Genomic DNA, 24476 nt, shown 5'->3' on the forward strand with positions numbered 1-24476 from the left:
ACAAATACTGTCGAGGTGACTATGAATAAGCATACCCACTTAGGTGTCTATGGTGTACTGGTGAAGGATAACAGGATGCTGCTAATTAAGAAGGCCAGAGGTCCGCATACAGGGAAATGGGATTTGCCCGGTGGCTCGGTTGAATTCGGTGAGGAGCCTTACCGGACCTTGCAAAGAGAATTTCTTGAAGAAACAGGTATTTCTGAGCTGAGAGGTACTATTAGAACGGCAGTTTCGTATACTCTTATTTATCCGTACAAGCAAGATGAGCTGGAGGAACTGCACCATATCGGAATTATTTATGACGTTGAGTTAATAGATGATAATTTCGTTCTGAAAACAGATGGCGATGATCAAGATTCCTTGGGCGCAAGGTGGGTGGATATAGAAATGGTTGAAGCTGCTGTGTGTGGAGAGCCCGATGATTCAACAGTTGATCCAACGGGTTGTGGCAGCTTCCGAGTCACTCCTTTTGTTAAGGAGGTCATTCGTGCAAGCCAATAATCGAATCGAAACCATTAGAGACGGTGAGCGAAAATATCATGAGGCCTGCTATGACAATTACAAGTTGTTCGAAGCGGGCTCCTGGCTGCATAAGCCGGTTAAGACTGTTATGGAGACACTCAAGCAATTTGAGGATTATGGTGAATTAACCGTGCTGGACCTTGGCTGCGGCGTAGGTAGAAACAGCATACCGTTAGCTGAAAGCATCAAATCGCGAAGCGGTGTAGGTAGAAACAGCATACCGTTAGCTGAAAGTATCAAATCGCGAAGCGGTGTAGTAGTCTGCGTGGACCTTCTAGAATCTGCGTTAAGCAAGCTGAAGAGCTACAGCAGGGAGTATGGGGTTAGCGATAATATAGAATCGGCTTTATCCGACATTGGTAACTATGAAATTGCTGCTAACCAATATGACTATATTGTGGCTGTATCGGCTTTGGAGCATGTTGCATCCGAGCAGCAGCTGGTTCAAGTGCTGGGAAGAATGGTAAGCGGGACAAAGGCGAATGGAATTAACTGTATCATTATGAGTACAAATATCGAAGAAATTGAGATGGATTCAGGAATCCAATTAGAGCCGCTTATGGAGCTGAATATGACAACAGGAAAAGCGGAGGAGCTGCTGGCCCGCGCTTATAAAGGATGGAAGGTTTTATACACGACGGTAAAGCCTTTGCAATTCAACATAGAGCGGGATGGAAGCAGCGTAATTCTCAAAAGCGACTGCGTGACCTATGTAGTTCAAGAGGCTTGATTGATTTTTTTCAACGGATAATGGTGCTTAAGGTAAGGTGCTTAGCGTGGATTAGCTCGAAGGGTAAAAAAGACGTTCGTCCGGAATAATTAATTCCAGACGGACGTCTTCTTGTGTTTGGGGATACGTTTAAGCTTCAAACAGCAGCAGCTCTTGCGCTGCAACTAAAGCTTGCGTACGGGAAGAGACGCCGAGCTTGCTATAAATACGGGAAAGGTACACCTTTACGGTGCCTTCCGTTAATGCCAATGCTTCGGCAATTTGCCGATTCGAAGCTCCTTGTCTGAGCAGCTTAAGAATGAATAGCTCTTGCTGGCTGAGTGGTTCTATCAGGACGGTGTCTTTCTGATCTTGAACTTGTGGAAATAACGCGAGCAGCCTTTGCACGTATTCAACTGTGACTCCTTGCCATTCAGCGCTTTGAACATCCGTTTCTCGTTGATATACATAGGTCTGCAGCAGCTTGGCCATAGACTTGCCTTCGTCCAGGAAGGTACGGATGTAACCGTTCGTCTCTCCAATAACGAGCGCCTCATGCAAATAATGCAGCGCTGCGAGTCGCTGCCCTCTTTGGAGCTCGACGAGTGCCTGCAGGCAGCTAATTTCCGCCATACTAAGCTGGCACTGCTCTTTTGAAGCCTGCAGCATCAATTGCTCCAGCAATCTTGTTGCCTCAGCTTCTTTAGCTTGTGCGATCAGAAAACGGGAGAGTGTAACATATTCAAACATCCGGTTGGAAGCATGCCTGTCGCTAGCTGCCAGATGGAGTCCGGCCATCTCCCTTTTAGCAGGGGCCATTTGCGTTTCCTGCAAATAAAGGCGTACCCGGAAGGCGCGCAAAGGGTGAAGCCAGTAATATTCAGAGATCCGACCTATAGTGTGAATCGCTTCATCTATAGTTTCGTGAGCGAGGCGGTAATTCCCTTTTGAGGCTTGAATGCGGGCAAGTGTTATGCGGTTAGGAACGAATAGGCCGGGTATTTGTTCGAAACGGTCCGATCGTTCCACTTGACGCACAAGCTTTAGGCATTCATCCAGGCGATTCCATTCATAATAGCCTTCGCAGAGCGATTGGACTACATATAAATTAATAAGCGAATTGTTCCAGCCATGAGATTCCAGAACCGCTGTAAATCTCGCTGCAATTGCTTCTGTATCAGAGGAAAGGCTCCCTTTTAGCCCAAAAGCTGTACGCCTTACTAAAGGTTCGGTCATATTGTAATTAAAATTATAGAAAAGGGGGTTTTCTGGTAACTCCCCATCTAATTTTTCCGCAGCAAACTCATACCATTGGTCATAATTACCGCTGTAAAAAACAAGGTTTGATTTGACGAACAGCAAGCCGCTTAAGATTTGTTTACGTTGATCAGTGTCCAGATCTGCTGATTGCTGCTCGATCTTATCCAGAAGGACCGCCGCCCGGTCGCCCTGTCCCGTCATCACAAGCAAAAAGGTATGAAGCAGCGACATATCAGCAGAAAGCTCCGTATGAGGGGAAATAGCTTCTATCCAGTGTAATAAGGTGGAAAGCTCCCCACGTTTCAGAACTTCTGCTGCATAGGAGTTCAACAAACGGGCAGCAGATATATAATGCTCTCCGAGGATGGCATGCTCAATAGCTCTATCCAGTAATCCACGTGCCGCGAAATGACGGCTGGCCGATTGGTTGCTTTTCAGCCACAGGCCTGTATCGCTGCGCTTCAATCGATTCCGCAGAAAATCCGAGAACAAGTGGTGATAGCGAAACCAGGTATTATGTTCATCGAGCGGGATTACGAACAGATTTAAGGCTAGCAGCCTTTCAAGCATTTCCCTGCTTCCTGCTTGGTCAGTAACAGCTTCGCATGCTGCCGCATCCATTCGTTCGAGCACACAGGTTTGCAGCAGGAAAGCATGGATAGGAGAAGGAAGCTTGGCCAGAACCTCTTGAAATAAATAATCAGCAACATTTCGGTGATATCCATTAAAGCTGTCGATATATTGATCGTAATTAGTATTGGAGCGAAGGGATATTGAGGCCAATTGAAGCCCGGTTATCCAGCCTTCTGTCTGTTGAAACAGCTTTTGTATGTGCTCGGAAGTCAGCGGCAGGGGAACAACTTCTTGATAGAAGGATTTCGTCTCCTCCACCGTAAACTGAAGCTGGAGAATATCGATATGATTAAGCTCTCCACGAGCAAGCCATTTGGATGCAGAGAAAGGAATCTCGCTGCGGCTGGCAATTATGACATGGAGATGCTGCGGCAAGTAATCGATAAAATAGGAGAGGCTGTCATGAATGGGCTGCCGGGAAATTTCGTGGTAATCATCGAGAACCAGCACTATCGGACTGGAAACGGTGCAAAGCTCATTAATCAAAGCATCAATGAAGGTGTTCTCCGATAAGCTTGGAAGCAGCGGAGTAAGGTATGATAGGCGTACTCCTAACTCCGAATCATTAATCGCGGTTAAAGCTTCCATAATATAACGCCAAAAACGAATAAGATCATTATCAGTCTCATCCAAAGAAACCCAAGCGGTTGAGTGCTCGCATTGATGAATCCATTGGCTTACAAGGGTCGATTTGCCGAAGCCTGCCGGTGCGCAAACTGTAGTCAGGCGGCCCTGCAAGCCTTGCGTAATTGTACGGATTAAACGTTTTCGAACCAGCAGATTTTCCCTGAACGCGGGAAGGCTTATTTTTGTTTTTAGTAATATTTGATTGGAAAATGAAGCCATTAGTCCTCCTTGGAGTTTTGCCGAAGCAAAGCTTGTATCGCATGTATGGACAAAGATTTCGTAAAGAAAGCTTGTCTAGTCTATCATTTTTCCTTTTTATTCTATGATTCTATGTTAATTATACTGTATTTTCGACAGGAAGATGTTGTAAATTAGCTTTTAGTAATCCTCCAAATCATTGCTTGACTCTCTCCTCATCATCACCCCACATAAAATCCTGCGAATATGCAGTTATTTTCTAACGAAATTGTCTATATAAGGAATAAAACTGCGAAAGTACATCCATTTTAATGCAATGTGGTTAGTTCTACACCAAGAATGAGAAAAAAGATGCACATTTGCATGAATTCCAAAAGACTGCCGATAAGAGGGCCAAAAGGATGTATAGAATGCAGGTTTTTGGCGGAGGTAAGGAAGGTAGGCAATAGCTTCGAATCGAAAATCACCTAAAGGACGAGTTTTATTTTCAACGATTTGTTCCGGATCAAGCTTAATAAATCCATGATACAATGGGGAAATAAATGTCATATGGAGTTGATAAGGTTATGGAACAGCAGGTAGATAGGCTTTTTGGAGAATCTGTATTGTGGGAAGCGGCGGAGAAATTCGGGTTGAATCGGGAACATGCCAAGAAACTGGGCGATTTTGAAAACTATGTCTATGAAATGCATAACCAGCAGGGGGAGGCTGTCATCATGAGGCTAACCCACAGCAGTCACCGATCGGAATCAATGATTGCCGCAGAGCTGGACTGGATTTACTTTCTAATAAGTAAAGGTGTGAGCATTCCCCGCTGCTATGAGTCGTTGCTTGGTAAGAGAACAGAAAAGATAATAGTTGAAGATTCCTATTTTACAGCTGCCGTTTTTCAGAAAGCAGAAGGCAAGCGAGCCGACTTTCATAATCCAGCAGAGTGGAATCAGCAGTTGTTTGGGGAGTGGGGACGACTAACCGGTCAAATGCATCGTGCAACAATCGGTTATCAGGTCACCAATCTTGATGGTGTATCCAAGCGGCCGGAGTGGTATGAAGACGATCTGCTGCAAGAAGCCCGGCAGTCTGTGAGTGAAGGGGAAGAATATGTACTGCAGAACCTGGAGGAAGTACTGAAGCATTTGCAAAAGCTTCCGCAGGATAATCGTAGTTATGGCTTGATCCATACGGATATGCACCAGGGTAATTTCTTTGTGGCGGATGGGCGTATTAGCGTGTTTGACTTCGATGATTGCGTCTATAATTGGTTCATTCATGACATTGCGATTCCCTTATATTATTCTTTAAGTTTGGCTGTTCCAGCTGCTTATGAAGGAGACAGGAATGCATTTGCTGCTGAATTTTTCAAGGCGTTCTGGAATGGCTACCAAGAGGAGTATAGTTTGGATGCCGCATGGCTGCAAGAGCTGCCTTATTTTCTAAGGCTTCGGGATATTACTCTTTATTTGGTTATTCATAAAAAGGTAGAACCGCATACGATGGATAGCAAGATGAGAAGCTGGATGGATGAAATTAAAGGCCGTCTGAAGCAAAATGTCCCTATAGTTGAACTGGATTGCTTAATATAGAAGCATGGTCGTAACAAGCAAATAAAAGCCTGTACACAGGAAAAAAGTACATAATAATACAATAATGGGTTCAGCCTCAATTAGACATGGAAACAGATATGTGTACAAAATTATTGAAGAAAGAAAGAGCTTCTCTTGAGGATAAAAAAGGGTTATAGTCAAGCTGTAGCCTGACTAGCTTGCGCGTGTCTATCTGTCGGTTTCGTACTAGAAAATCTCTGAGGAGGAACAACATGTCCACTGTCCAAATTCAACAAACGGTCCCTGATTTCAACCTGCCGGCTTCGAACGGAAAGGATGTATCGCTAAGTGATTTTCGGGGTAAAAAGGTCGTCATTTATTTTTATCCCAGAGACATGACTCCGGGTTGTACGAAAGAATCATGCGAATTCAGAGATTACAACGGCCAATTTGCAAGTCTGAATACAGAAGTAATTGGAATCAGTCCAGACGATATTGCCTCACATGATAACTTTATAGCGGAATACCAGCTTCCGTTCCTGCTGCTTTCCGACGTTGACCAGAAGGTATGCAATGAATTCGGAGTTTGGAAGCTGAGGGAAAGAGATGGACAGCAGTTTTACGGTGTGGAAAGGTCTACATTTCTTATTGATGAACAGGGTGTATTAGTGAGAGAATGGCGCATAGTTCAGGTGGATGGCCATGTGGCAGAAGTACTGGAAGCTGTTAAACAGGAATCCATGCAGTAGACTGCTGTAAGGGCAGCCTTTAATCATTCAATTAAATAATTCAAGAAACTGCTTCAGCGTCTTCCTGTGTTAAGGAGGACGCTGTTTTTGTGCCATGCTTTAACGTCGCAAGATACGGCTGGCATTGTATCCGCCTTGCATATTTGTTCCGGCATTCAGCCATAACTTCAAGCCTTGGCGAGCACTTGCTCCGCCATACGGTCGGCAGCCAAAGAAGTACATATTCCTCCAGTTTCGGACATATGGAATACGCTCATGATTGTACTATATATGCGTTCTACCCGCCTCTTGGCATAGGGGGCATCAAAGCCTCCTAAATCTACTGCCGTTGTGATCAAGCCTCCGGCATTGATAACATAATCGGGTGCATAGAGAATGCCTGCGCTATGCAGAGCTTCTCCATGTCTATCTTCAGCGAGCTGGTTATTGGCTCCTCCTGCGACGATTTTACACTTTAGCCGGGGCAGTGTCTGATCGTTAAGAATACCTCCAAGTGCACAAGGGGCAAATACATCGCAAGCTTCACTGAATATATCATCAACGGGAACAGACCGGGCTCCAAAAGCACTCACAGCTTTTTTCACGCGGTCTGGATTAATATCGGTAACGACTAATTGAACACCAGCTTCGTGCAAATATCGGCACAGAAAGTAGCCTACTTTTCCAAGTCCTTGCACAGCAACGGTTTTATCCTTCAGCAGCTCCGAGCCATAGACCTTCCCAACAGAAGCTTTAATCCCAAGAAAAACTCCGTATGCCGTCATTTCAGCAGTGAACTCGCCGAATGCACCCAGAGAACCTGTTACATCTGTCACATACTCGGACTCTATATTTACCCAATCCATATCTTGAACGGTTGTTCCCAAATCAATTCCTGTAATATAACGGCCTTGCAGCTTTTGAATGAACTGGCCCAAGGAGCGAAATTTGGCCATAGATTTATCCTTGTTCGGATTCCCGATAATGACGGCTTTTCCACCGCCGAATTGAAGTCCGGATACAGCAGCTTTGTAAGTCATTCCTTTAGCCAGTCTGAGAGCGTCGGTTACAGCCTCTTCTTCCGTTGCATATTTCCACATCCGGCATCCGCCCAAAGCAGGCCCGAGCTTTGTATTATGAATCGCGATGATTGCCCTGAGCCCGCTGCTGGGATCCTGACAAAACACCAGCTGTTCGCATTGAAATTTTTCCATTTCGTCTAATATAGACATTTAGAATCTCCCCCTTTTGATTACAAAGAATCTGGGAAGCTTACTCGATATCGAATCTTGTCTTCACCTTTAAACTCTCACTTATACTAATATTCAAGTTACTCCTTGTCTGTTACAGCGGTCCAATTTGAAAAAAGACAAATGTATCTTCGTGGAATGGGCATCGAATAGAAGATTCTCAAATATACTATATTATTCAAAAAGTAACGGATTAAAAGGAAGGGGGTGCTGGGAGATGCTTCATATAGTTGCCTGTATTAAGCAGGTACCGGATACGAAGATCATCAAGATGAACCCGAAGACCAATACGATGGATCGTTCTAGTGCACCAGCGATTTTGAATCCTTATGACGCTCATGCGGTTGAGGAAGCGGTTCGACTCAAAAACAGGTATGGCGGCACTGTATCTGTACTCACCATGGGGCCGCCGCCAGCGGTAAAAGCGATCAAAAAATGCATTGAAATCGGTGCAGATGAGGGCTACATGATCTCTGACCGGGCTTTTGCCGGAGCGGATACGCTTGCAACCAGCTATGCATTGACCAAAGCCATTGACAAAATTGCTACCATCCTGCCGGTTGACCTTATCATTTGCGGAAAAATGACTATTGACGGAGATACCGGCCAAGTAGGTCCTGGTATAGCCCGAAGACTAGATATTCCTCCGCTTACATCGGTCAAGAAGGTCGCCGAGATTAATAAGGAGCATGGGTACGTTATTGTTCACCGCAAGCTGGAAGACGGCTATGAAATCATTCAATCTACATTGCCCTGCTTGTTTTCGGTTGAAAAGGAAATTAATGAAGTGCCCTATTCCTCGATGCCCAACATGATCAAAGCGGCTTACTATCAACCTCATATTTGGTCGGTCAATGATTTGGAAGATGTGGACAGGACTCAGCTTGGGCTAAAAGGATCGCCTACGATTGTGTCATCAGTGTGGGCGCCGCAGAAGCCGCAGGGGGGAAGCAAGCTGGAAGGCGCTGCGAATGAACAGGTTGCACAACTGCTTGGCATTTTAATGGAAAAGAAAGAATTGTTTCAGGCTAGGGGTGATATTCAATGAACTTCGAGGATTACCGGGGAGTCTGGGTATTTATTGAGGAGAAGGAAGGGCGTATTGCACCGGTTTCCCTGGAATTGCTTGGGGCGGGGCGGCGGCTTGCTGACAAGAGAGGGGACGAACTGGCGGGGATTTTAATCGGTGATCAGATTACGGCTCTAGCGGATACTGTGTTTGAGTACGGAGCGGATACCGTTTATACCTATGACAGCCCTATTTTTAAACATTACCGTACCGAGACGTTCATGAAAGCACTGCTAAGCTGTACGGAGAAATACAAGCCGGAGATCATCCTTTACGGGGCCACTTCAACAGGGAAGGATTTGGCAAGCGCTGTGGCAACCGATCTTCCCACCGGCTTAACGGCTGACACGACTATATTGGATGTGGAAGAGGACACCGGATTGCTGCTGGCTAGCCGACCTGCCTTCGGGGGCAATATTATGGCGACGATTCTTTGTAAAAAGTACCGTCCCCAAATGGCAACTGTCCGCCCCAAGGTGATGAAGGCATTGCCTCCTGAACCGGGACGAAGAGGGAAGCTGATTGAAGAATCGATTCCATTGAAAGAGGAGGAGGTTCGCACCAAAGTACTGGAAATTGTGCGGGATACAGTCAAGCAGGTTCGTATCGATGAAGCGGATATTATTGTAGCCGGAGGAAAGGGGCTTGGAAGCCCAAGCGGGTTTCAACTTATTCATCAGCTGGCTGATGTATTAGGTGCTGCTGTAGGAGGCAGCCGGGATGTTGTCGAAGCAGGATGGATCGAGCATCATCATCAGGTTGGTCAGACAGGGGTTACGGTAACCCCAAAAATATATTTTGCGATTGGCATTTCAGGAGCGATTCAGCATATTGTCGGCATGCAAAATTCCGGACTCATTATTGCCATTAATAAAGACCCGGATGCAGCTATATTCCAGGCTTGTCATTACGGTATTGTCGGGGATGCATTCGAGATTGTACCTATGTTGATTGAGCAATTTAACTACGCATGGAATGGAAAGGAAGATGGGCATGCCTGATCAATTTGAATGTATTGTCGTTGGGGCAGGGCCCGCGGGCATTGCCTGCGCGTATGAGCTCGCCAAAGCAGGAGTAAAGGTGCTGCTGCTGGAACGAGGGGAGTATCCGGGCTCCAAGAACGTGATGGGCGGCGTGCTTTATCGGCAAATGATGGAGGAGATTATCCCCGATTTTTACAAGGAGGCCCCTCTGGAGCGGCCCATTGTGGAGCAGCGGTTCATGATGCTGGATAAGGAATCGGCGTTAACCTTCGGCTATAAAGGTTTGGAATGGGGACAAGAGCCTTATAACAATTTTACTGTGCTTAGAGCTAAGTTTGATCAGTGGTTTGCACAAAAGGCTGTGGAACAGGGTGCATTACTGGTAAACGAAACGGTCGTGCTGGAGTGTATTCAGGAAAACGGTCGGGTTGTTGGGGTGCGGACGGATCGACCGGATGGGGATCTGTATGCCAATGTTGTTGTGCTGGCAGATGGAGTCAATTCGCTGCTTGCCAAATCGCTTGGTTTCCACAAAGAGTTTAAGCCGGATGAGGTTGCATTGGCCACAATGGAGATTTTAAAGCTGGATAGGAAAGTCATTGAAGACCGCTTTGGCCTGGAGGAAAATCAGGGCTGTACGATTGAACTGTTCGGAGATGCGACCAAGGGGATTCTGGGAACGGGTTTTCTGTACACCAATAAAGATACGTTAAGCATAGGCGTTGGTACCTTACTTTCGGGCCTTATCAAGCATAAGCTAAAACCATACGAGCTGCTGGAATATGTCAAAAAGCATCCGATGGTTCGTCCTTACCTTCAAGGGAGCGAGTCTCAGGAATATTTGGCCCATTTGATCCCAGAGGGTGGCTATTATTCGATGCCTAAGGTGGCGGCCCCCGGGGTGCTTGTGGTTGGCGATGCTGCACAGCTTGTGAATGCGATTCATCGCGAAGGATCTAACATGGCTATGACATCTGGACGTATTGCTGCCGAAACGATTGTGATGGCCAAGCAAGCAGGAGATTATTCCGAGCCTATGCTGGACCATTACCGGAAGCGGTTGATGGAAAGCTTCGTCGGTCAGGATTTGAAAAAGTATAAGGATTCGACCCATCATTTTGATAAATTTCCACAGTACTTCGATCAATATATCCCGATGATGAATCGTGCGGCAAGCCAGATGTTTACCGTTGACGGCACGTCGAAGAGAGAGAAACAGAAGAAAATATGGCGAGATATCGGATCGTTTAAGGAGAAGCTGAGAATAGCCCGTGACATGTACCGGGCTTGGAAGGTGATGAAGTAATGAGCGACGAGACGAAAGGCCAGTCGATTGAGGAGAAGCAATATTTACTGCGCTTTAATGCAGACACCAAGTCCCATCTGACGGTATTGGATGCGGATATATGCGCGACCAAATGTCCTGATAAAATATGTACGATTTTTTGTCCGGCGGAAGTATACAAATGGGAGAACATCCGCATGCATGTTGGCTATGAGGGCTGCCATGAATGTGGAAGCTGCCGCATAGGCTGTCCTCATCAAAATATTAAATGGGAATACCCAAAAGGTGGTCATGGAATCGTCTTTAGATTGGGGTGATCCGCATGTTGAAAGTCGGGGATTGTGTTATTTTTTCGCCGGATGGGACGAGAGGCATTATTCTTGAAATTGCTGATAGCGTTTACCATATCGTATGGGAGGATCATTTTGTAAGCTGGGAAAAGGGTGAGCTGCTGGAGAAATCGTCGGAGTAGTCATCAACTCAGGCATTTTATACTATAACGCCGCGTACGCAGAGCTTTATTGTACCGGCGTTTTTAGCATGTCCGGACGTTCGCATACGATTTGAAGCTCTCCCCTAAAAATCCTTCGTTAGCGCTCAGATTAAGTGAAATATGTACAAGCAGCGAGTGACATGTCATAGATGTTCGTTACCCGGTCAGTCCAAATGCAGGAGCTAAGCCTCTATTCGCTGCCTTCGGCTATTGCCGATAATGATAGGGGACTGAGGGATTCTCATTGAAATAAGCAGAGGAGGAAGAACGAGCATGAGTCAATCAGCTGCAAGCACGCATCTTGCTGAAGGTGCAGCAAAAATTGCTCTTATCACTGGCGGCAATAAGGGAATCGGTCTGGAAACAGCCCGGCAGCTAGGCGCCAGGGGCTTCGCCGTTGTGCTCGGTGCCAGAAATCGGACGAAGGGAGAAGAAGCGGCATCGGCGCTTAGAAAGGAGGGAATAGAGGCGTATTCCACCCAGTTGGACGTAACCCACTCGGGTACAATTGCCCGAGCTGTCAGGCAGATCGAGGAGCAGTTCACCAAGCTGGATGTATTGGTGAACAACGCGGGCGTATTTCTGGACAATGCCCCGCCCAGCCAGTTGGACAGCTCACTGCTGCGGCAAACATTCGAAACGAATTTCTTTGGAATGTTTGCCGTAACGCAGGGGATGCTGCCGTTGCTTCGTAAATCCGAAGCCGGGCGGATCGTTAACATGTCCAGCGGTTTGGGCTCGCTAACGCAGAACTGCGACCCCGAATATGAATTCGCCAAGTTCAAAATCATTGGCTACAATTCATCGAAAACGGCTGTTAATGCGCTCACGATTCAATTTGCCTATGAGCTGAAGGACACAGCGATCAAAATCAATGCTGCCGATCCCGGCTATACGGCCACCGATATGAATGATCATCAAGGGGATCGCACGGTTCAACAGGCAGCGGTTGTTGTTGTCCGCTTGGCTACGCTGCCTGACGATGGACCAACAGGAGGCTTTTTTGATGAGAATGGCGTCATACCATGGTAAGCCATGTGCAGTTGGTATGATCCGTTGTTTAGGGAAATGACCAGGCTTTGACGCATATGGATAAGGCGGTTTGAGAGGATGAGCCGTTTTTTCCATAAAAAGCCAAAATAGGAGCAGTGATGAAATTATTTAAGGAGGTTCTTATGGTGAAACAAACAATATTCAAAAGGGCTGCCGTTAGCTTGAAATTGGCTATGGCGTTCGCTTTGGTCGGTTCAGGCTTGGCTGTGGACTTAGGACGGCTGCCAGCGGCAGAAGCTGCCGGTTCGCCAGCGAAATTGACGGTTTATGATGATAAGCTTAACAGCTCTTTCTCTGATTACAGTTGGGCCAATCATACTTTATCGGAGGCAAAGACTGTTCACACGGGAAGCAAATCGATCCGCATGAAGCCTAATAATGACGACGGGCTGTATTTATACAAGGACCGCATTGTCAAGGTGTCCGACTACCCAACGTTGGAGCTATGGCTGAACGGCGGTAAGGGCAGCGCCCAGAAGCTAGAGGTTGTCCTGCAGGCAGGTGGACAGCCTGTCGCCTCGAGTCCCATAAACGGTTCGTTGTTTGGGACTGAAACGTGGCAGAAGGCAAGTATCGATCTAAGCAAGCTGAACATTCCTGGAGGGTTATTCGACGGTATTCTGATTCGAGGTACGACATCCGGTCAGCAGCCGGACGTATACCTCGATGATATTGTCTTGACTAACGGAGGGATAACGGCGGAGAAGAAGCTGACCGGAATCTCGCTGTCTCCGGCTGCGCTGCAGCTGAAGACGGGACAGAATAGTGCGATAACGGCGGTAGGTGCTTATTCCGACGGTTCAAACTCGCCATTGACGCAAGGCGTTGCATGGACCACAAGTGATCCGGCGGTCGCCCAAGTGTCGTCAGCGGGTCAAGTCAGCGCGGGAAAGGCTGGAAGCGCTGTGGTCACAGCCCAAAGCGGCGGCTTCTCGGCAACAGCTTCCGTCTCGGTGACTGAGGATGCAGTGGTGCTCACCGGCATTTCTGTAGTGCCGTCACGTCTTGATTTGCTAGTTGGTAAAACGGGTACAGCGACAGCTACCGCAGCCTATTCCAATGGGACTTCCGCTCCACTGACGCAAGGTGTTGTCTGGAGCTCGTCCGATCCGACAGTGGCATCGGTGGTTAACGGTACGGTTAACGGGCTTAAAGTAGGGTCCTCGGTGCTGTCTGCAGTGTATGGGACGGCACATGCCGAAGCGAAAGTATTTGTTACTGAGGCTGCGCCTCCTCCGGTCGATGACGGCCAGGCAGGTCTGAACATATATGAGGATGCACTTAGCACGGTGTTTAAGGATAACAGCTGGGCACCGCATAATCTGGGCGATACTTCGGTCGTACACACCGGAACGAAGGCTGTTTCTTTCAATCCAAGCGGTAATGGCGGCTTCTATCTATACAAGGATAGCGGAGTGCTTCAGGTGAAGGATTACGATCGGCTTGAGTTCTGGATTAATGGCGGAGAATCAGGTGGACAGCAGTTGGAGCTGGTGTTTAACGCTGGTGGCCAGGCTGGGGGAAGTGTGAATATTGGCAGTCTGTTAGAGGGCGGAAAAATTCCGGCCAATAGCTGGACGAAGGTACTTCTTCAGCTTCCGGAGCTGAAAATCAAAGATAATATTTTCGACGGTTTGCTCTTCCGCGGTATGACAGACGGGGCACAGGGTACCGTATATCTCGATGATATCCGACTGCTGGAGAAATATGTAGCGCCTCCTACTTTGGTCGAAGGTGTACTGTCTCAATATGGGATGGTGCTTGCCCCTGGCGACAACGCCAAGCTGACCTTCGAGGCACGCTACTCCAACAGCACAAGCGCTGATGTTAGCGCCAAAACAGTGTGGACCACAAGCGATCCAGACATTATCACTGTGAATAAAGGCGAATTGAAGGCTATTGGAAACGGCTTGGCGAAAATTACGGCCGTCTATGGCACAGCTACTGCTTCGATGTACGTGCAGGTCGTTTCTTACACTCCAGAAGCTGTCTATACCGATGGATTGGCAGCGGGCTACGACAACTGGAGCTGGGGAACTCAAAATTTCGACAACGCGAAGCCTACAGCTTCGGGCACGAAGTCGATTTCCTTCGTCGCCAAAGGTTATGAAGGAATATGGATGCATCGCAATACGAAGATGGATCTGGAACATGTATATGGCTTGTCTTTAAAAATTCACGGCGGTACAACCGGGGGGCAAAAGCTCCGCGTGAATCTGATGGACAACAGAGCGTTTGTCGGAGAGCTTGATCCGGAGCTGGTACTTCCAAACGGTATTCCGGCGAATCAATGGGTGGAGGTTAAGCTGAAATTTGCTGACCTTGGTGTGAGCGCTTTGACGTTTGATGGAATTGTTGTATCGGCCTGGGGCGAGAAGGATCAGGGCACCGTTTACTTTGACGACATCAATCTGTTGAAGACGACATCGGTTGTTAAATTGCCGGCTCCTGAGCTTCCAACAGTTCAAGTTACAATCGATTCGACTAAAGGCCGCAGAACATTAAGCCCAGGCATCTTCGGCGTTAACTTCGAGGATAATCCGTCTCAAGGACATTCCACGATGAATGTTCCAATTAAACGCTGGGGTGGCAATGCGATGACCCGTTACAATTGGGAAATCGATACGACCAACCGCGGTGGGGACTGGTATTTCCTGAATATTGCAAATGATAACTCGGACCCGTCGAAGCTGCCTAACGGCTCTTTGTCGGACCAATTCATTCAAAATTCCAAAAACACGGGCACAGAGGTTCTGCTTCAGGTGCCGACAATCGGCTGGACGCCGAAAGATCGCAAAACGAGCTGGAGCTTTTCCATTGAGAAATATGGGAAGCAGCAAGGCAACGAATGCGATTGGAAAGAAGCCTGGTGCCGCAAGGATGCTGGAAACGGCAAGCTCAAGGATGGTACCTACCTGACCGGGAACAACCCGGAGGACACTTCCAAGAAGGTCAGCTACGATTTCGTGAGCAGATGGGTTGAGCATATTAAGCAGCGCTTTGGTTCTTATGTCCACAACTATGCACTCGATAATGAGCCGATGTTATGGCCGCATTCCCACTGGGATGTTCACCCGCAAATGACGACCTACGATGAGGTTTGGAATTATACGGTAGGCTATGCGGAGGCGATCAAGAAAGCTGATCCGCAAGCAAATATCTTTGGTCCGGTACCTTGGGGCTGGTGCGAATATTTCTATTCCGCGAAGGATGGCTGCTCCCCAGGCAAGGATATGGAGACACATGACAACAAGCCATATTTGGAATGGTTCCTGGGCAAAGTGGAGAATTACCGCCAGCAAACCGGCAAGCGTTTGGTTGACACCCTGGATATTCACTATTATCCGGCCGAAAATAACGTTGCTTTCTCAAGCGATGAGTCAACCGCGATGACGAAGCGCCGCTTCAACTCTTTGAAATCACTGTACGATCCGAACTTTACGGATCCGTCCTCATGGATTCAGGAGCCGGTGAAGCTGATACCACGTATGCATGATATTATCGCCCGCAACTCGCCGGGCATGAAGCTGTCCATCTCCGAGTATAACTTTGGAGACGGCACTGGAATTGGGAGCGGATTGGCACAAGCCGAGGCTCTTGCATTGTTCGCCCGGGAAGGCGTGGACTATGCAATGCGTTGGGGCGGGCTGCTCGGTGATACGCCGCTTGAGGATGCGTTCAAGCTGTTCTTGAACTATGACGGAAAAGGAAGCCGCATTGAAGGCGACGTTGTCAGCGCATCAAGCTCCAATCTGGATGCGGTAGGTGCTTATACAATTGTATCGGCACAGGGCAAGAAATACGTTCTGCTGTTCAATAAGGATACAGCGCCTCGCGAAGCCAAGATCCAATCGGATTTACCGCTGAATGCAGCTGCATCCGTATATCGCTTCGAAGCGCAGAAACGCCTTGCTCCAGCGGGTACTGTACAAGGGACTGACCAAGGCATCTCGCTGACATTGCCTGCGAAGTCGGCAACGCTAATCGTTATGCCTTAATAAAGTGAGGCCATCTCCAGACAGCTGTAAAAAGAACCTTCAAACCCACTATTAAAAGTGGGAATGGAGGTTCTTTTTTTTGCAGGCAAGACAATGACCGGTCATCTTATATTATGACCAAGTCATTTCGCAAAGTAGGGAGATATCCTCTTTTCTAACCCTTCACCCGATTACCATAATGAGAAGATAGAGGCAACGGGCAAAGTGAGCTGGTAAGCAGCAGAAGTATATCTGGCTGTTCTGCAATATTTTAAATGATGGATGGGCACATTACTGCTTTTTTTCATGGATGAAGGCGCTTGAGCTTGTATTATAAGCAAGACAAATTGTATTGTTGCTGCCTGGGAATCGGGGTTATAATGAGGGAAAATACCAGAGCGGACTTAAAGAGAGAAGGATGATGATCTTTGATACGCGTTTTAATTGTGGATGATATGGCCTTGATGCGCGATGGGCTGCAAACCATTCTTGGGCTTGAGGAGGATTTCCAGGTAGTCGGAACGGCCCGCTCGGGGGAGGATGCTTTGGAACAAGCACTGCTTCTGGAGCCGGATATTGTGCTGATGGATATTCAGATGCCGGGCATGGGCGGAATTGCCGCTATCCGTGCAATGAGGGAGAAGGGAGTGAAAGCGGTTGTACTGATTCTGACAACCTTCTCTGACATCGATTATATTGTTGACGGATTGAGCAGCGGGGCGGCGGGTTTTCTTATGAAGGATATGCCAGGAGATCAGCTGATCCAATCGATCCGTGAGGCAGTCCATGGCAACTTCATGCTGCCGTCTGTCGTTGCCAGGAAGCTTGCCGAGCGCATCAGTGCGCTGGATTCCAGTCATCTGCCGGGCATTAACGCTATTCGCAAAAAGGCGGAAAGCGCACTTCTGTCCGAGAGAGAGCGGGGAGTCGCCCGCTTGCTTCTGGAAGGCAGAACGAACCGTGAAATAGCCGGATTGATGTTTATGAGTGAAGGTACCGTGAAAAATTATGTCAGCTCCATTTACAGTAAAATCGGCACGAACGACCGGACACTTGCTATCGCAGCTCTTCGCGACCTGCTGAAGAATTAAAAAGCGCAAGGCTGTTACTTTTTGTTCAAGGGAAGTGGAAGCCGTTTATGCGGAAATTATCTGGAAAGCAGTTGGGCATCATCCTGCTCTATGTACTGGGGGTGCTCTTATGTGCGCTGGCACCATTGGCTTTGTTCTGGGACAGCCCCTCAGTGATCAATATTTCAGGATCGGAGCATTGGGCGCTGGAGGTGAGGGAGGCAGAAACCGAGGCATCCTCAGGTAAGACATCTGCCGACCGATATCGGATCAGAACTATTTTGCCATCGACGACTGGAACTGACTTGGTTCTGCAAGTGAAGGAGAAGCGTGATTATACATTATACGTAGGCGGAATACAGCTGTACGCTTACCATTATGATCCTCGGAATGGAGCCCGTGAAGCTTTCGTAGGCTCTTTCATCAAGCTCAGTCCGGATGCGTACGGCCAGACGCTTGAGGTGGAACTGGAGCATAAACACGGCCAACCGCAGATTGGTAGTTACCTGCTTGGCACGATGGATGCTTTGCAGGCAGACTTATTGAAGCGGGATGCGTTGAAACTGACGTTGACGGTGTTGTTCACGGCATTTTGTTTGATGGCTCTAGGTTTATACGCGGCCAATCGCCAGGAGCATGCCTATGGATACTTCAGTCTGCTCTCCTGTACATTGGGTTATGCGACATGGGTACGAAGCAATCTGTCCCATCTGGCTACAGACTTATGGTGGTTGGATAGTATTCATGACTTATCGCTGCCTGTCGGTATCTTCGCTTGGGTAGGCTTTATCGAGACCATGGTTAGGAAGGATTCGCTGCAGTACCGTTATATCCGGTGGATGCGTCATGCGGCGGGATGCGTAATCATCCTCTGTGTGCTCGCTGCTGTGACGAGTCGAGTTTTATATGATTTTCTGTTGATTACGTTGGTTCCCTGTGTGCTCGCTTTAACCTTTATAGCCAGCTTCATGTCGATACAGCAGGGGATGGCTTCCATTTCTCCGCTTCAGCGGAGAGAAGCAGGGGTGCTGCGTTTTAGCTGTGTAAATTTGCTGATTGTTGTTGGACTACATATATTGGTTAATTATCCGAATTCAGCTGGCGATATGCTGCGGGAGCATATTCCGCTGCTTTTCAACTATTGGAGTTATGATCAGATTTTCGTTAGCATTTTTTTGTTTGATTTATGCTTGGGTTATATTTTGGTTGTACGGGTTATGATGACCTACCGTCAGGTTCATGCGTATGCGCTGGAGTTGTCGAGCTTGACTCGGTCCTTGGAGGATCGTGTATCGGAACGAACCAAGCAGCTTGAGATTACGATGCGTGAAGCTCTTGAGGCGTTGGAGCAGATTGCACTGTTAGAGGAACGCAACCGGATCGCACAGGAAATTCACGATACGTTAGGGCATCACCTGGTTGGCACAATCACCCAATTGGAGGCGGCCAAACGGTTGTTGAGCAAGAAGCCTGATCTAGTCTTGGATAAGCTGAATCTCGCTCAGAGAGCAGTACGACAAGGATTGGATGAGGTTCGCACCGTTATTCATGCAATGAATGACTCTCTTGTTGAGGTGGATTTGCGTGTGGTGCTGAACGACCTGCTGGTACAAACATCAAGCATGATGGAAGTGCAGGTTGAAAGCAGGATCGGGGAGTTGCCGCCGCTTGATGCGCTGCAGAAGCGTATGCTTTACCGTGCGCTGCAGGAAGGATTGACCAATGGCATCAAACACGGGCTATGCCATCGATTCGATTTTCAGCTGGATGTGCAAGACATCGGGCTGAACTTTCTGCTTCGCAACGACGGAGAGCCCTATAGGCCGACATTGCCTGGTATGGGTCTTGCTGCTATGCGCGACCGGATCGGGCTGCTGGGTGGTGAGGTTAGTATCCTCACAGCTCAGGATGGGTGGACGGAGCTCCGTCTGTACATTCCGTTGCATCAGCCTTTCATCGAAATCGCCAAACGGGCGTAGCTAGAAGATAGGAATATTCATATTCAGGGTCATCTTAAGTTTTCCACAAGCCGGATTAACTTATACGACAAAGAAAAAGCCTCCAGAACCGCTGATAGCGGTTGGAGGCTTTCTCTCATAGGCATTTATTCATTATTTGGCAAAAATATGGTTGCCGATTTGTACGGTTTGCGGCCGTGACCAAATCCATTTACTTGTAGCGGTATCCGGATTGAAGTAATAAAGTGAACCGTAGGTAGGATCCCATCCGCGTACAGCATCCTCAGCAGCTAAATAAGCTGATGCATTTGGAGTCAACCAATATTGTCCATCTGCTACTGCTGTGAATGCTCCGGGTTGAAATACAACATCTTCAATGTTATTTGGGAATATCCCCGACTGAATACGATTCATAATAACAGCTCCAACGGCCACTTGTCCTTCGTAGGACTCGCCGCGTGCCTCGCTATATATTGTTTTTGCCATTATATCTAATTCAGCACGGTTTAACGTGTATTTTTTCAATGCAGCCCAAGTTTTATCACCGGCATAACCGTCAACGGTTAATCCGTAATTTTTTTGGAACTTGCTGACTGCTGTCAATGTATTGTAGCCGAAATTGCCGTCCATTGACTGCGGATAATAACCTAATAGTTTAAGTCGAAATTGCAAATCCCAAACATCGCCGTTCGAGCTTCCCGGTTTTAATAACGCGGCTGCTCGTGCCGGCTCATTAGCTATGCCTATGCTTCCTATGCCCAAAAGGCTAAATACAATAACGAAGGTTGTTATTCTCCAATACTTCCTCATAACTGTAATTCCCCCTTTGTCTATTGAATTATAGGGGGAGCAGCAGAAGGGTTCAACCCGCACATATTGGAAAGAGGCCGCTAATGGACGGAATCCACTGCAGCCTCGGCGGTAATTATCAAGCTTTTTTATGCTTCGTCTATACGAATTACACCTGTTTCATCGATCTGCGCCTTGAGCTTCAATATATCGCTGAAGAAGGTAAAGGGCACGAAGGTAACTTCGTCTTTAAGCTCGGGTGCAGCTCCTAATTGGACGGGTGCCATTTTTCCGAAAGAGAAGTTGTCTTTACCAATGTAGATGCCGCTCCAAACAGCACCTTTAGTTAAGTCTACGCTTTGCGTATCGGCATTCCATGTTATTGTATAACCAAGCGCTTCACTAACTGCCCGAAGTGGAACCATCAGCTGATCGCCTTTGATGTAGGCTGCCTTGCTGCCAACTCCAAGTGATTTACCTCCTGCTACAAGCACGTAGTGCATGCCGCCGAAGGAGTCTTGCGGTTTGGTTTGACGTGTTTGACCAATTACATTTCCGTTAGCGTCATGAACGTCTTGAACCGGTAATTTTTCAGTGACCAATTGTAAGCTGGTTGTTTGAGCAATGACATTACCGTCAGCGTCCTTTATTTGAATGGGTGTATAGTTTACTTCTTCCGGTTTCGTTTCTGCAAAAGCAGCTGTCGCGGATAGAGTCAAGCTAAGTATAACAGTTGCGGCGATCAAAGACTTTTTCATATTAGTAATATCTCCTCTATGTCTATTATCTAGTTGTACATTCCCCAGGAAATTTTGTCGACATCACCATAGACGGAGCGTACTTGAAAAATGTTGCAAATAAAAAAATCCGCAGCTCTGCTGAGTGATGCTGGATTTTATTTACTTAAATATCCTTCTATGCTACTATCGTTTCCGTGAGTAATCCGCCAATTAAAGGAGATATTATGAATATGGATATAAGACAATACATACAGCATACTCGCAAAATTATTGGAGTGGGCCCTAATTTCAAAGCTTTTCGAGCGGAAAAAGGAATCACTCACACAGAGGATCCTTTCTTATTTTTCAAGTCTCCCGAGAGCTTGACGACAGAAGAGAATATTTATCTTTCCCCATTGCTGACCGAGTTTATTTGTGAGGTTGAGATGGCAGTTGTAATAGGAAAAGAAGCCAAAAATATATCTGAGCACGAGGTTCCATCCATTGTTGCAGGCTATGCCATTGTGAATGATATGACAGCAAGCGCTCATTTTGACACGGGAAGATTTAAGATGTTCGACCAGCTCACTCCTATCGGGGAGCTAGCGAATGTGGAAAATCCTGCTAACGTTGATCTGGAAATGTGGGTGAACGGAGAGATGATCCAGAAGGATAATACTCAAAACATGCTGTTCTCAGCCCATTGGATTGTTGCTCATATCTCTCGCATGGCCACATTATGCAAAGGGGATATTATTTTGACCGGTACGCCGGCTAATCCTTTAAATTGCCGGATCGGTGATGTGGTAGAGCTGAGAAGCCCGCAGCTGGGAAATAGGAAACATACAATACATCAGGGACTATGACTTGGTCATAGCCCCTTTTTTGATGGAAAAAGCGAATACTTTGACAGCCATTTGAAGCTGGAACCGTATATCGGGATCTTTCAAATCGACATTTAATAAAGCTTGAATACGTTCCAGTCGATAGACAATTGAGTTGTAATGGCAGAATAGAGCTTTTGCCGTCTCTTTAATATTGCCTCCGCAATTCAAATAGGCTATCAACGTTTCAATCAGCTTGGATTGATTTTTGAAGTCGTATTGATGAAGTGGCTCGATGTATTGAAACAGCTGCTTTTTTATCGATTCCTGATCCGAGAGCAGGTGGTAGATCGGATATAGACCAAGCCTGTCATAATAGCAAAAAGTTTCTCCCGGTTGGATGACCTCCCATAGCTCAAGTGCGCTCATTGCTTGATTGTAGCCTTCGTGAACGTTCGGGAGCTGTTTGATGCCGCTGATACCTAGCCGGATTACGGGCATTCTCAGAGATTTTCTAAGCTCGGCTTGGAGCTTGCTATAGAAATCGGTTTGACTTGCAAGCTGCTGTGGAATAAGCAGAATCCATTCATTACCTGTATGGAGTAGTATAATCCCCTGCAAAATGCAATACGTTTTCACCTTCATAAGCTCTCTTGGCGAGTAAGGACTTAAGATGGAGGTTAGGCACACGCTGTATTCCGATTGCAGCTGAAGTCCGGCGGAGGCAGCCTGCAGTGCTATCGTTTGCGGGTCCGAGATCTCACCGAGTATCCATGTTTTAAGAAAAAGGTCTTTTCGGTTATCCTCCAGGCTGCTAAGTGAATGCTGCTTACTTAATTGTAAGGTTAGCAGGTTGACCGTATGCTGCAGCAGGAGTTGCAGCGGTTCCCAATCCCCATCCTCCCTCCCCCAGCAAATAAAATAAGCCATCGTCTCGTTGTTCTTCTCAATCGGCATATACAGCTTGCTTGAATGCTCGCCTAGCCAATAGCAGGGGAACTCTCCGCCTTGAGGATTCAATTGGGCTTTTCGAAGATCATTCGACTCCGGCCAATCATTGGTCATGGATGCGTCGGTAGCAAAAAACTCAGATTGATAGGTCAGTAATGCAGCCTGCAGCCCTGTACATTTAGCGAAGGTTTCGATAAAGGTCCGACTGTTTTCCCCCATTATTAATGTGTTTGTCAGCAGTTGTATTTTTTGATGCTGTTCTATAAGCCACCTCGACTTCTGACTCAGCACTTCCTCCAGCACATCCGTCAACGTCTGAGAATATCCGATCTGATAAGCAAGCTCAAGAATAGGTAGCCGGTATTGATTGGATAAAGCGATCATGTCTTTGGGGACCTTGTCGAGGTATCTTTTGGTTTTAATGCCAATAGCGGCTATCCCGGTTTCAGAAAGCTTAGGGATTAATTCATTCTGAGCTTCCGGGTTATCTTTAATTGAATAAGCGGTTGTGAGCAGTAAATCTCCTTGTCGAACCCAATTGAATACATCAGGTACCTCCATCACATTTACGTTAGTAATTCGGCGGTGAAGTCCTTCAGCCCCACTAATAACAGGATCGGGACCAAATAAATAAGGCTTGTTATCAAGTAGCTGCTGTACACTAATGCCGCTCATATAGATTCCTCCCGTATATGTATGTTACTAAAACTAACATAAAATTCAAACTTATTAAAGAGCTATTTAGAAAAAGATACGAGTCTGAAATCGCTAACTACAGCGTAAAATGGGGATTACAGCCTATAATATAGCTCGCACAGACATATAAGACTTGTGAACAGTCACCAAATGGACAGATGAATTTTGTAGACAAAAGCCAATGCAAATGACAAGTTTGTGATATATAATCTAACGTATAAAGGAATTTAAGATAACGAGGAGCTGGGGAGTATGAAGAAGTTAAAAATAACAAGTATCCTTATGGTGATTGCAGCACTATGGTTTGTAACGGCATGCGGGTCCAAGCCAGCCGCAACGGAAACTTCGGTTAAGCCGTCTGAGAAGCCCGCGGCAGCCTCGGCAGCTGCGCCTGCAGCGACTGCTAGTACAGCAAAGTCGGCTACTGTAGAAGAGATCAAGAAAAAAGGTAAGCTGATCATTGCGACAAGCGGTAACTTTCGTCCGATCACGTTTATGAATGAACAAAGTCAAATAGCTGGATTGGATATTGATATCGGCAACATGATCGCGGAGAAGCTTGGAGTCAAAGCGGAGTTTGTTCCGGGTAACATTGCTGGATTGATACCGGGACTTATTGCAGGAAAGTTTGATTTGGTCATGTCGGGTCTTACCGCTACAGATGAAAGAAAGAAAATCATTGATTTCTCAGTTCCTTACGGTAAAGACGGCACCATTGCTGCTACTTTGCAGGACAATAGCAAGGTTGAAGACGCCACGAAGCTTGGCGGGCTTGTAGTTGGAGTTATCGGTGGATCTGGAACCCATTCCGTCATCAAGGAAATCGGCGGCTATAAAGAGTTGAAGGAATATCCGGGTAATGCGGAAGCCTTCACGGATTTAAAAGCCGGTAGAATCGATACCTATGCAGTGGGTAATATCGCCGCGAAAGATTATATCAAGAACGATAAGAGTGATAAAGCATTGAAACTTGTGGGTGCTGTAACAGCCATTAAACCAATGGGTGTAGGTATTAGAAAAGGCGAGGATGAATTGAAAGGCATTATTGATACGCTTATTGAAGAAAAGCTGAAGGATGGAACAATTGATAAATTGGCAACAAAATGGGTCGGAGCTCCGCTTCCGAAGTAATGAA

The 24476-nt window shown here is 47.0% G+C and carries 20 protein-coding genes; 15 read left to right on the forward strand and 5 right to left on the reverse strand.

The window, feature by feature from the left end; genetic code table 11:
* Positions 1–21 precede the first annotated feature (21 nt).
* Together ACFQ0C_RS05655 and ACFQ0C_RS05660 are read left to right on the forward strand one after the other, a co-directional pair.
* A complete protein-coding gene (locus tag ACFQ0C_RS05655; protein ID WP_379364775.1) occupies positions 22–504 on the forward strand; it encodes an NUDIX hydrolase in 483 nt (160 codons plus the stop codon).
* Positions 491–1255: a class I SAM-dependent methyltransferase gene (locus ACFQ0C_RS05660; protein ID WP_379364777.1), complete on the forward strand. Its 765-nt coding sequence runs from the start codon at positions 491–493 to the stop codon at positions 1253–1255. The genes ACFQ0C_RS05655 and ACFQ0C_RS05660 overlap by 14 nt, the downstream gene beginning before the upstream one ends.
* A 129-nt stretch (positions 1256–1384) precedes the next feature.
* Here the strand turns inward: ACFQ0C_RS05660 and ACFQ0C_RS05665 are convergent, their stop codons facing one another.
* Positions 1385–3973: a winged helix-turn-helix domain-containing protein gene (locus tag ACFQ0C_RS05665; RefSeq protein WP_379364779.1), complete on the reverse strand. Its 2589-nt coding sequence runs from the start codon at positions 3971–3973 to the stop codon at positions 1385–1387.
* Positions 3974–4494: 521 nt separating this feature from the next.
* Here ACFQ0C_RS05665 and ACFQ0C_RS05670 point away from each other — a divergent pair.
* A complete protein-coding gene (locus tag ACFQ0C_RS05670; protein ID WP_379364781.1) occupies positions 4495–5535 on the forward strand; it encodes a phosphotransferase enzyme family protein in 1041 nt (346 codons plus the stop codon).
* A gap of 233 nt (positions 5536–5768) precedes the next feature.
* Entirely contained in the window at positions 5769–6245 is a 477-nt protein-coding gene (bcp, locus tag ACFQ0C_RS05675; protein WP_379364783.1) for a thioredoxin-dependent thiol peroxidase, read from the forward strand.
* Between the two features lie 167 nt (positions 6246–6412).
* Here the strand turns inward: bcp and ACFQ0C_RS05680 are convergent, their stop codons facing one another.
* Entirely contained in the window at positions 6413–7456 is a 1044-nt protein-coding gene (locus ACFQ0C_RS05680; protein WP_379364785.1) for a Leu/Phe/Val dehydrogenase, read from the reverse strand.
* Positions 7457–7691: 235 nt separating this feature from the next.
* On the opposite strand from ACFQ0C_RS05680, the gene ACFQ0C_RS05685 reads away from it, so the two are divergent.
* The 9 genes from ACFQ0C_RS05685 to ACFQ0C_RS05725 all read left to right on the forward strand — a co-directional run bounded on the left by ACFQ0C_RS05685 (position 7692) and on the right by ACFQ0C_RS05725 (position 19383).
* Positions 7692–8522, forward strand: coding sequence for an electron transfer flavoprotein subunit beta/FixA family protein (locus ACFQ0C_RS05685; protein ID WP_379364787.1), 831 nt, complete (start codon positions 7692–7694; stop codon positions 8520–8522).
* The gene (locus tag ACFQ0C_RS05690) at positions 8519–9544 is read left to right on the forward strand and encodes an electron transfer flavoprotein subunit alpha/FixB family protein (protein ID WP_379364789.1); all 1026 of its coding nucleotides are present in this window, start codon (positions 8519–8521) and stop codon (positions 9542–9544) included. Before ACFQ0C_RS05685 ends, ACFQ0C_RS05690 begins: the two co-directional genes overlap by 4 nt.
* Positions 9537–10832, forward strand: a complete 1296-nt coding sequence (locus ACFQ0C_RS05695) for an FAD-dependent oxidoreductase (protein ID WP_258212919.1) — start codon at positions 9537–9539, stop codon at positions 10830–10832. The genes ACFQ0C_RS05690 and ACFQ0C_RS05695 overlap by 8 nt, the downstream gene beginning before the upstream one ends.
* Entirely contained in the window at positions 10832–11128 is a 297-nt protein-coding gene (locus tag ACFQ0C_RS05700; protein ID WP_258212920.1) for a ferredoxin family protein, read from the forward strand. The genes ACFQ0C_RS05695 and ACFQ0C_RS05700 overlap by 1 nt, the downstream gene beginning before the upstream one ends.
* 5 nt (positions 11129–11133) lie before the next feature.
* Positions 11134–11283, forward strand: a complete 150-nt coding sequence (locus ACFQ0C_RS05705) for a hypothetical protein (RefSeq protein ID WP_258212921.1) — start codon at positions 11134–11136, stop codon at positions 11281–11283.
* 294 nt (positions 11284–11577) lie between these two features.
* Positions 11578–12336, forward strand: coding sequence for an SDR family oxidoreductase (locus ACFQ0C_RS05710; RefSeq protein WP_258212922.1), 759 nt, complete (start codon positions 11578–11580; stop codon positions 12334–12336).
* A 143-nt stretch (positions 12337–12479) separates the two neighbouring features.
* Complete coding sequence (locus ACFQ0C_RS05715) at positions 12480–16355, forward strand: glycoside hydrolase family 44 protein (RefSeq protein ID WP_379364793.1); 3876 nt, start codon at positions 12480–12482, stop codon at positions 16353–16355.
* 407 nt (positions 16356–16762) lie between these two features.
* Positions 16763–17425, forward strand: a complete 663-nt coding sequence (locus ACFQ0C_RS05720; RefSeq protein WP_258212924.1) for a response regulator — start codon at positions 16763–16765, stop codon at positions 17423–17425.
* Between the two features lie 47 nt (positions 17426–17472).
* Positions 17473–19383 (forward strand): sensor histidine kinase, encoded by a 1911-nt coding sequence (locus tag ACFQ0C_RS05725; protein WP_379364796.1) that lies wholly within the window; start codon positions 17473–17475, stop codon positions 19381–19383.
* 132 nt (positions 19384–19515) lie between these two features.
* On the opposite strand, the gene sleB is transcribed toward ACFQ0C_RS05725, so the two are convergent.
* On the reverse strand, positions 19516–20172 hold the full coding sequence (gene sleB / locus ACFQ0C_RS05730; RefSeq protein WP_258212926.1) for a spore cortex-lytic enzyme: 657 nt from the start codon (positions 20170–20172) through the stop codon (positions 19516–19518).
* A gap of 128 nt (positions 20173–20300) precedes the next feature.
* Positions 20301–20909: a copper amine oxidase N-terminal domain-containing protein gene (locus ACFQ0C_RS05735; RefSeq protein ID WP_379364799.1), complete on the reverse strand. Its 609-nt coding sequence runs from the start codon at positions 20907–20909 to the stop codon at positions 20301–20303.
* Positions 20910–21121: 212 nt separating this feature from the next.
* On the opposite strand from ACFQ0C_RS05735, the gene ACFQ0C_RS05740 reads away from it, so the two are divergent.
* Entirely contained in the window at positions 21122–21736 is a 615-nt protein-coding gene (locus ACFQ0C_RS05740) for a fumarylacetoacetate hydrolase family protein (protein WP_379364801.1), read from the forward strand.
* On the opposite strand, the gene ACFQ0C_RS05745 is transcribed toward ACFQ0C_RS05740, so the two are convergent.
* Positions 21731–23320: a PucR family transcriptional regulator gene (locus tag ACFQ0C_RS05745; protein ID WP_379364803.1), complete on the reverse strand. Its 1590-nt coding sequence runs from the start codon at positions 23318–23320 to the stop codon at positions 21731–21733. The genes ACFQ0C_RS05740 and ACFQ0C_RS05745 overlap by 6 nt on opposite strands.
* A gap of 273 nt (positions 23321–23593) precedes the next feature.
* Between ACFQ0C_RS05745 and ACFQ0C_RS05750 the strand changes: the two genes are divergently transcribed.
* On the forward strand, positions 23594–24472 hold the full coding sequence (locus ACFQ0C_RS05750; RefSeq protein ID WP_379364805.1) for a substrate-binding periplasmic protein: 879 nt from the start codon (positions 23594–23596) through the stop codon (positions 24470–24472).
* Positions 24473–24476 lie beyond the last annotated feature (4 nt).

It is taken from the genome of Paenibacillus sp. GCM10027630, assembly GCF_042676305.1.
GTDB lineage: Bacteria > Bacillota > Bacilli > Paenibacillales > NBRC-103111 > Paenibacillus_S.

Bases quoted from the DNA above. Each gene is read 5' to 3' on its own strand.
- ACFQ0C_RS05655 (WP_379364775.1), top strand. From the start codon at position 22: ATGAATAAGCATACCCACTTAGGTGTCTATGGTGTACTGGTGAAGGAT.
- ACFQ0C_RS05665 (WP_379364779.1), bottom strand. From the start codon at position 3,973: ATGGCTTCATTTTCCAATCAAATATTACTAAAAACAAAAATAAGCCTT.
- ACFQ0C_RS05670 (WP_379364781.1), top strand. From the start codon at position 4,495: ATGTCATATGGAGTTGATAAGGTTATGGAACAGCAGGTAGATAGGCTT.
- bcp (WP_379364783.1), top strand. From the start codon at position 5,769: ATGTCCACTGTCCAAATTCAACAAACGGTCCCTGATTTCAACCTGCCG.
- ACFQ0C_RS05680 (WP_379364785.1), bottom strand. From the start codon at position 7,456: ATGTCTATATTAGACGAAATGGAAAAATTTCAATGCGAACAGCTGGTG.
- ACFQ0C_RS05685 (WP_379364787.1), top strand. From the start codon at position 7,692: ATGCTTCATATAGTTGCCTGTATTAAGCAGGTACCGGATACGAAGATC.
- ACFQ0C_RS05690 (WP_379364789.1), top strand. From the start codon at position 8,519: ATGAACTTCGAGGATTACCGGGGAGTCTGGGTATTTATTGAGGAGAAG.
- ACFQ0C_RS05695 (WP_258212919.1), top strand. From the start codon at position 9,537: ATGCCTGATCAATTTGAATGTATTGTCGTTGGGGCAGGGCCCGCGGGC.
- ACFQ0C_RS05700 (WP_258212920.1), top strand. From the start codon at position 10,832: ATGAGCGACGAGACGAAAGGCCAGTCGATTGAGGAGAAGCAATATTTA.
- ACFQ0C_RS05705 (WP_258212921.1), top strand. From the start codon at position 11,134: ATGTTGAAAGTCGGGGATTGTGTTATTTTTTCGCCGGATGGGACGAGA.
- ACFQ0C_RS05710 (WP_258212922.1), top strand. From the start codon at position 11,578: ATGAGTCAATCAGCTGCAAGCACGCATCTTGCTGAAGGTGCAGCAAAA.
- ACFQ0C_RS05715 (WP_379364793.1), top strand. From the start codon at position 12,480: ATGGTGAAACAAACAATATTCAAAAGGGCTGCCGTTAGCTTGAAATTG.
- ACFQ0C_RS05725 (WP_379364796.1), top strand. From the start codon at position 17,473: ATGCGGAAATTATCTGGAAAGCAGTTGGGCATCATCCTGCTCTATGTA.
- sleB (WP_258212926.1), bottom strand. From the start codon at position 20,172: ATGAGGAAGTATTGGAGAATAACAACCTTCGTTATTGTATTTAGCCTT.
- ACFQ0C_RS05735 (WP_379364799.1), bottom strand. From the start codon at position 20,909: ATGAAAAAGTCTTTGATCGCCGCAACTGTTATACTTAGCTTGACTCTA.
- ACFQ0C_RS05740 (WP_379364801.1), top strand. From the start codon at position 21,122: ATGGATATAAGACAATACATACAGCATACTCGCAAAATTATTGGAGTG.
- ACFQ0C_RS05745 (WP_379364803.1), bottom strand. From the start codon at position 23,320: ATGAGCGGCATTAGTGTACAGCAGCTACTTGATAACAAGCCTTATTTA.
- ACFQ0C_RS05750 (WP_379364805.1), top strand. From the start codon at position 23,594: ATGAAGAAGTTAAAAATAACAAGTATCCTTATGGTGATTGCAGCACTA.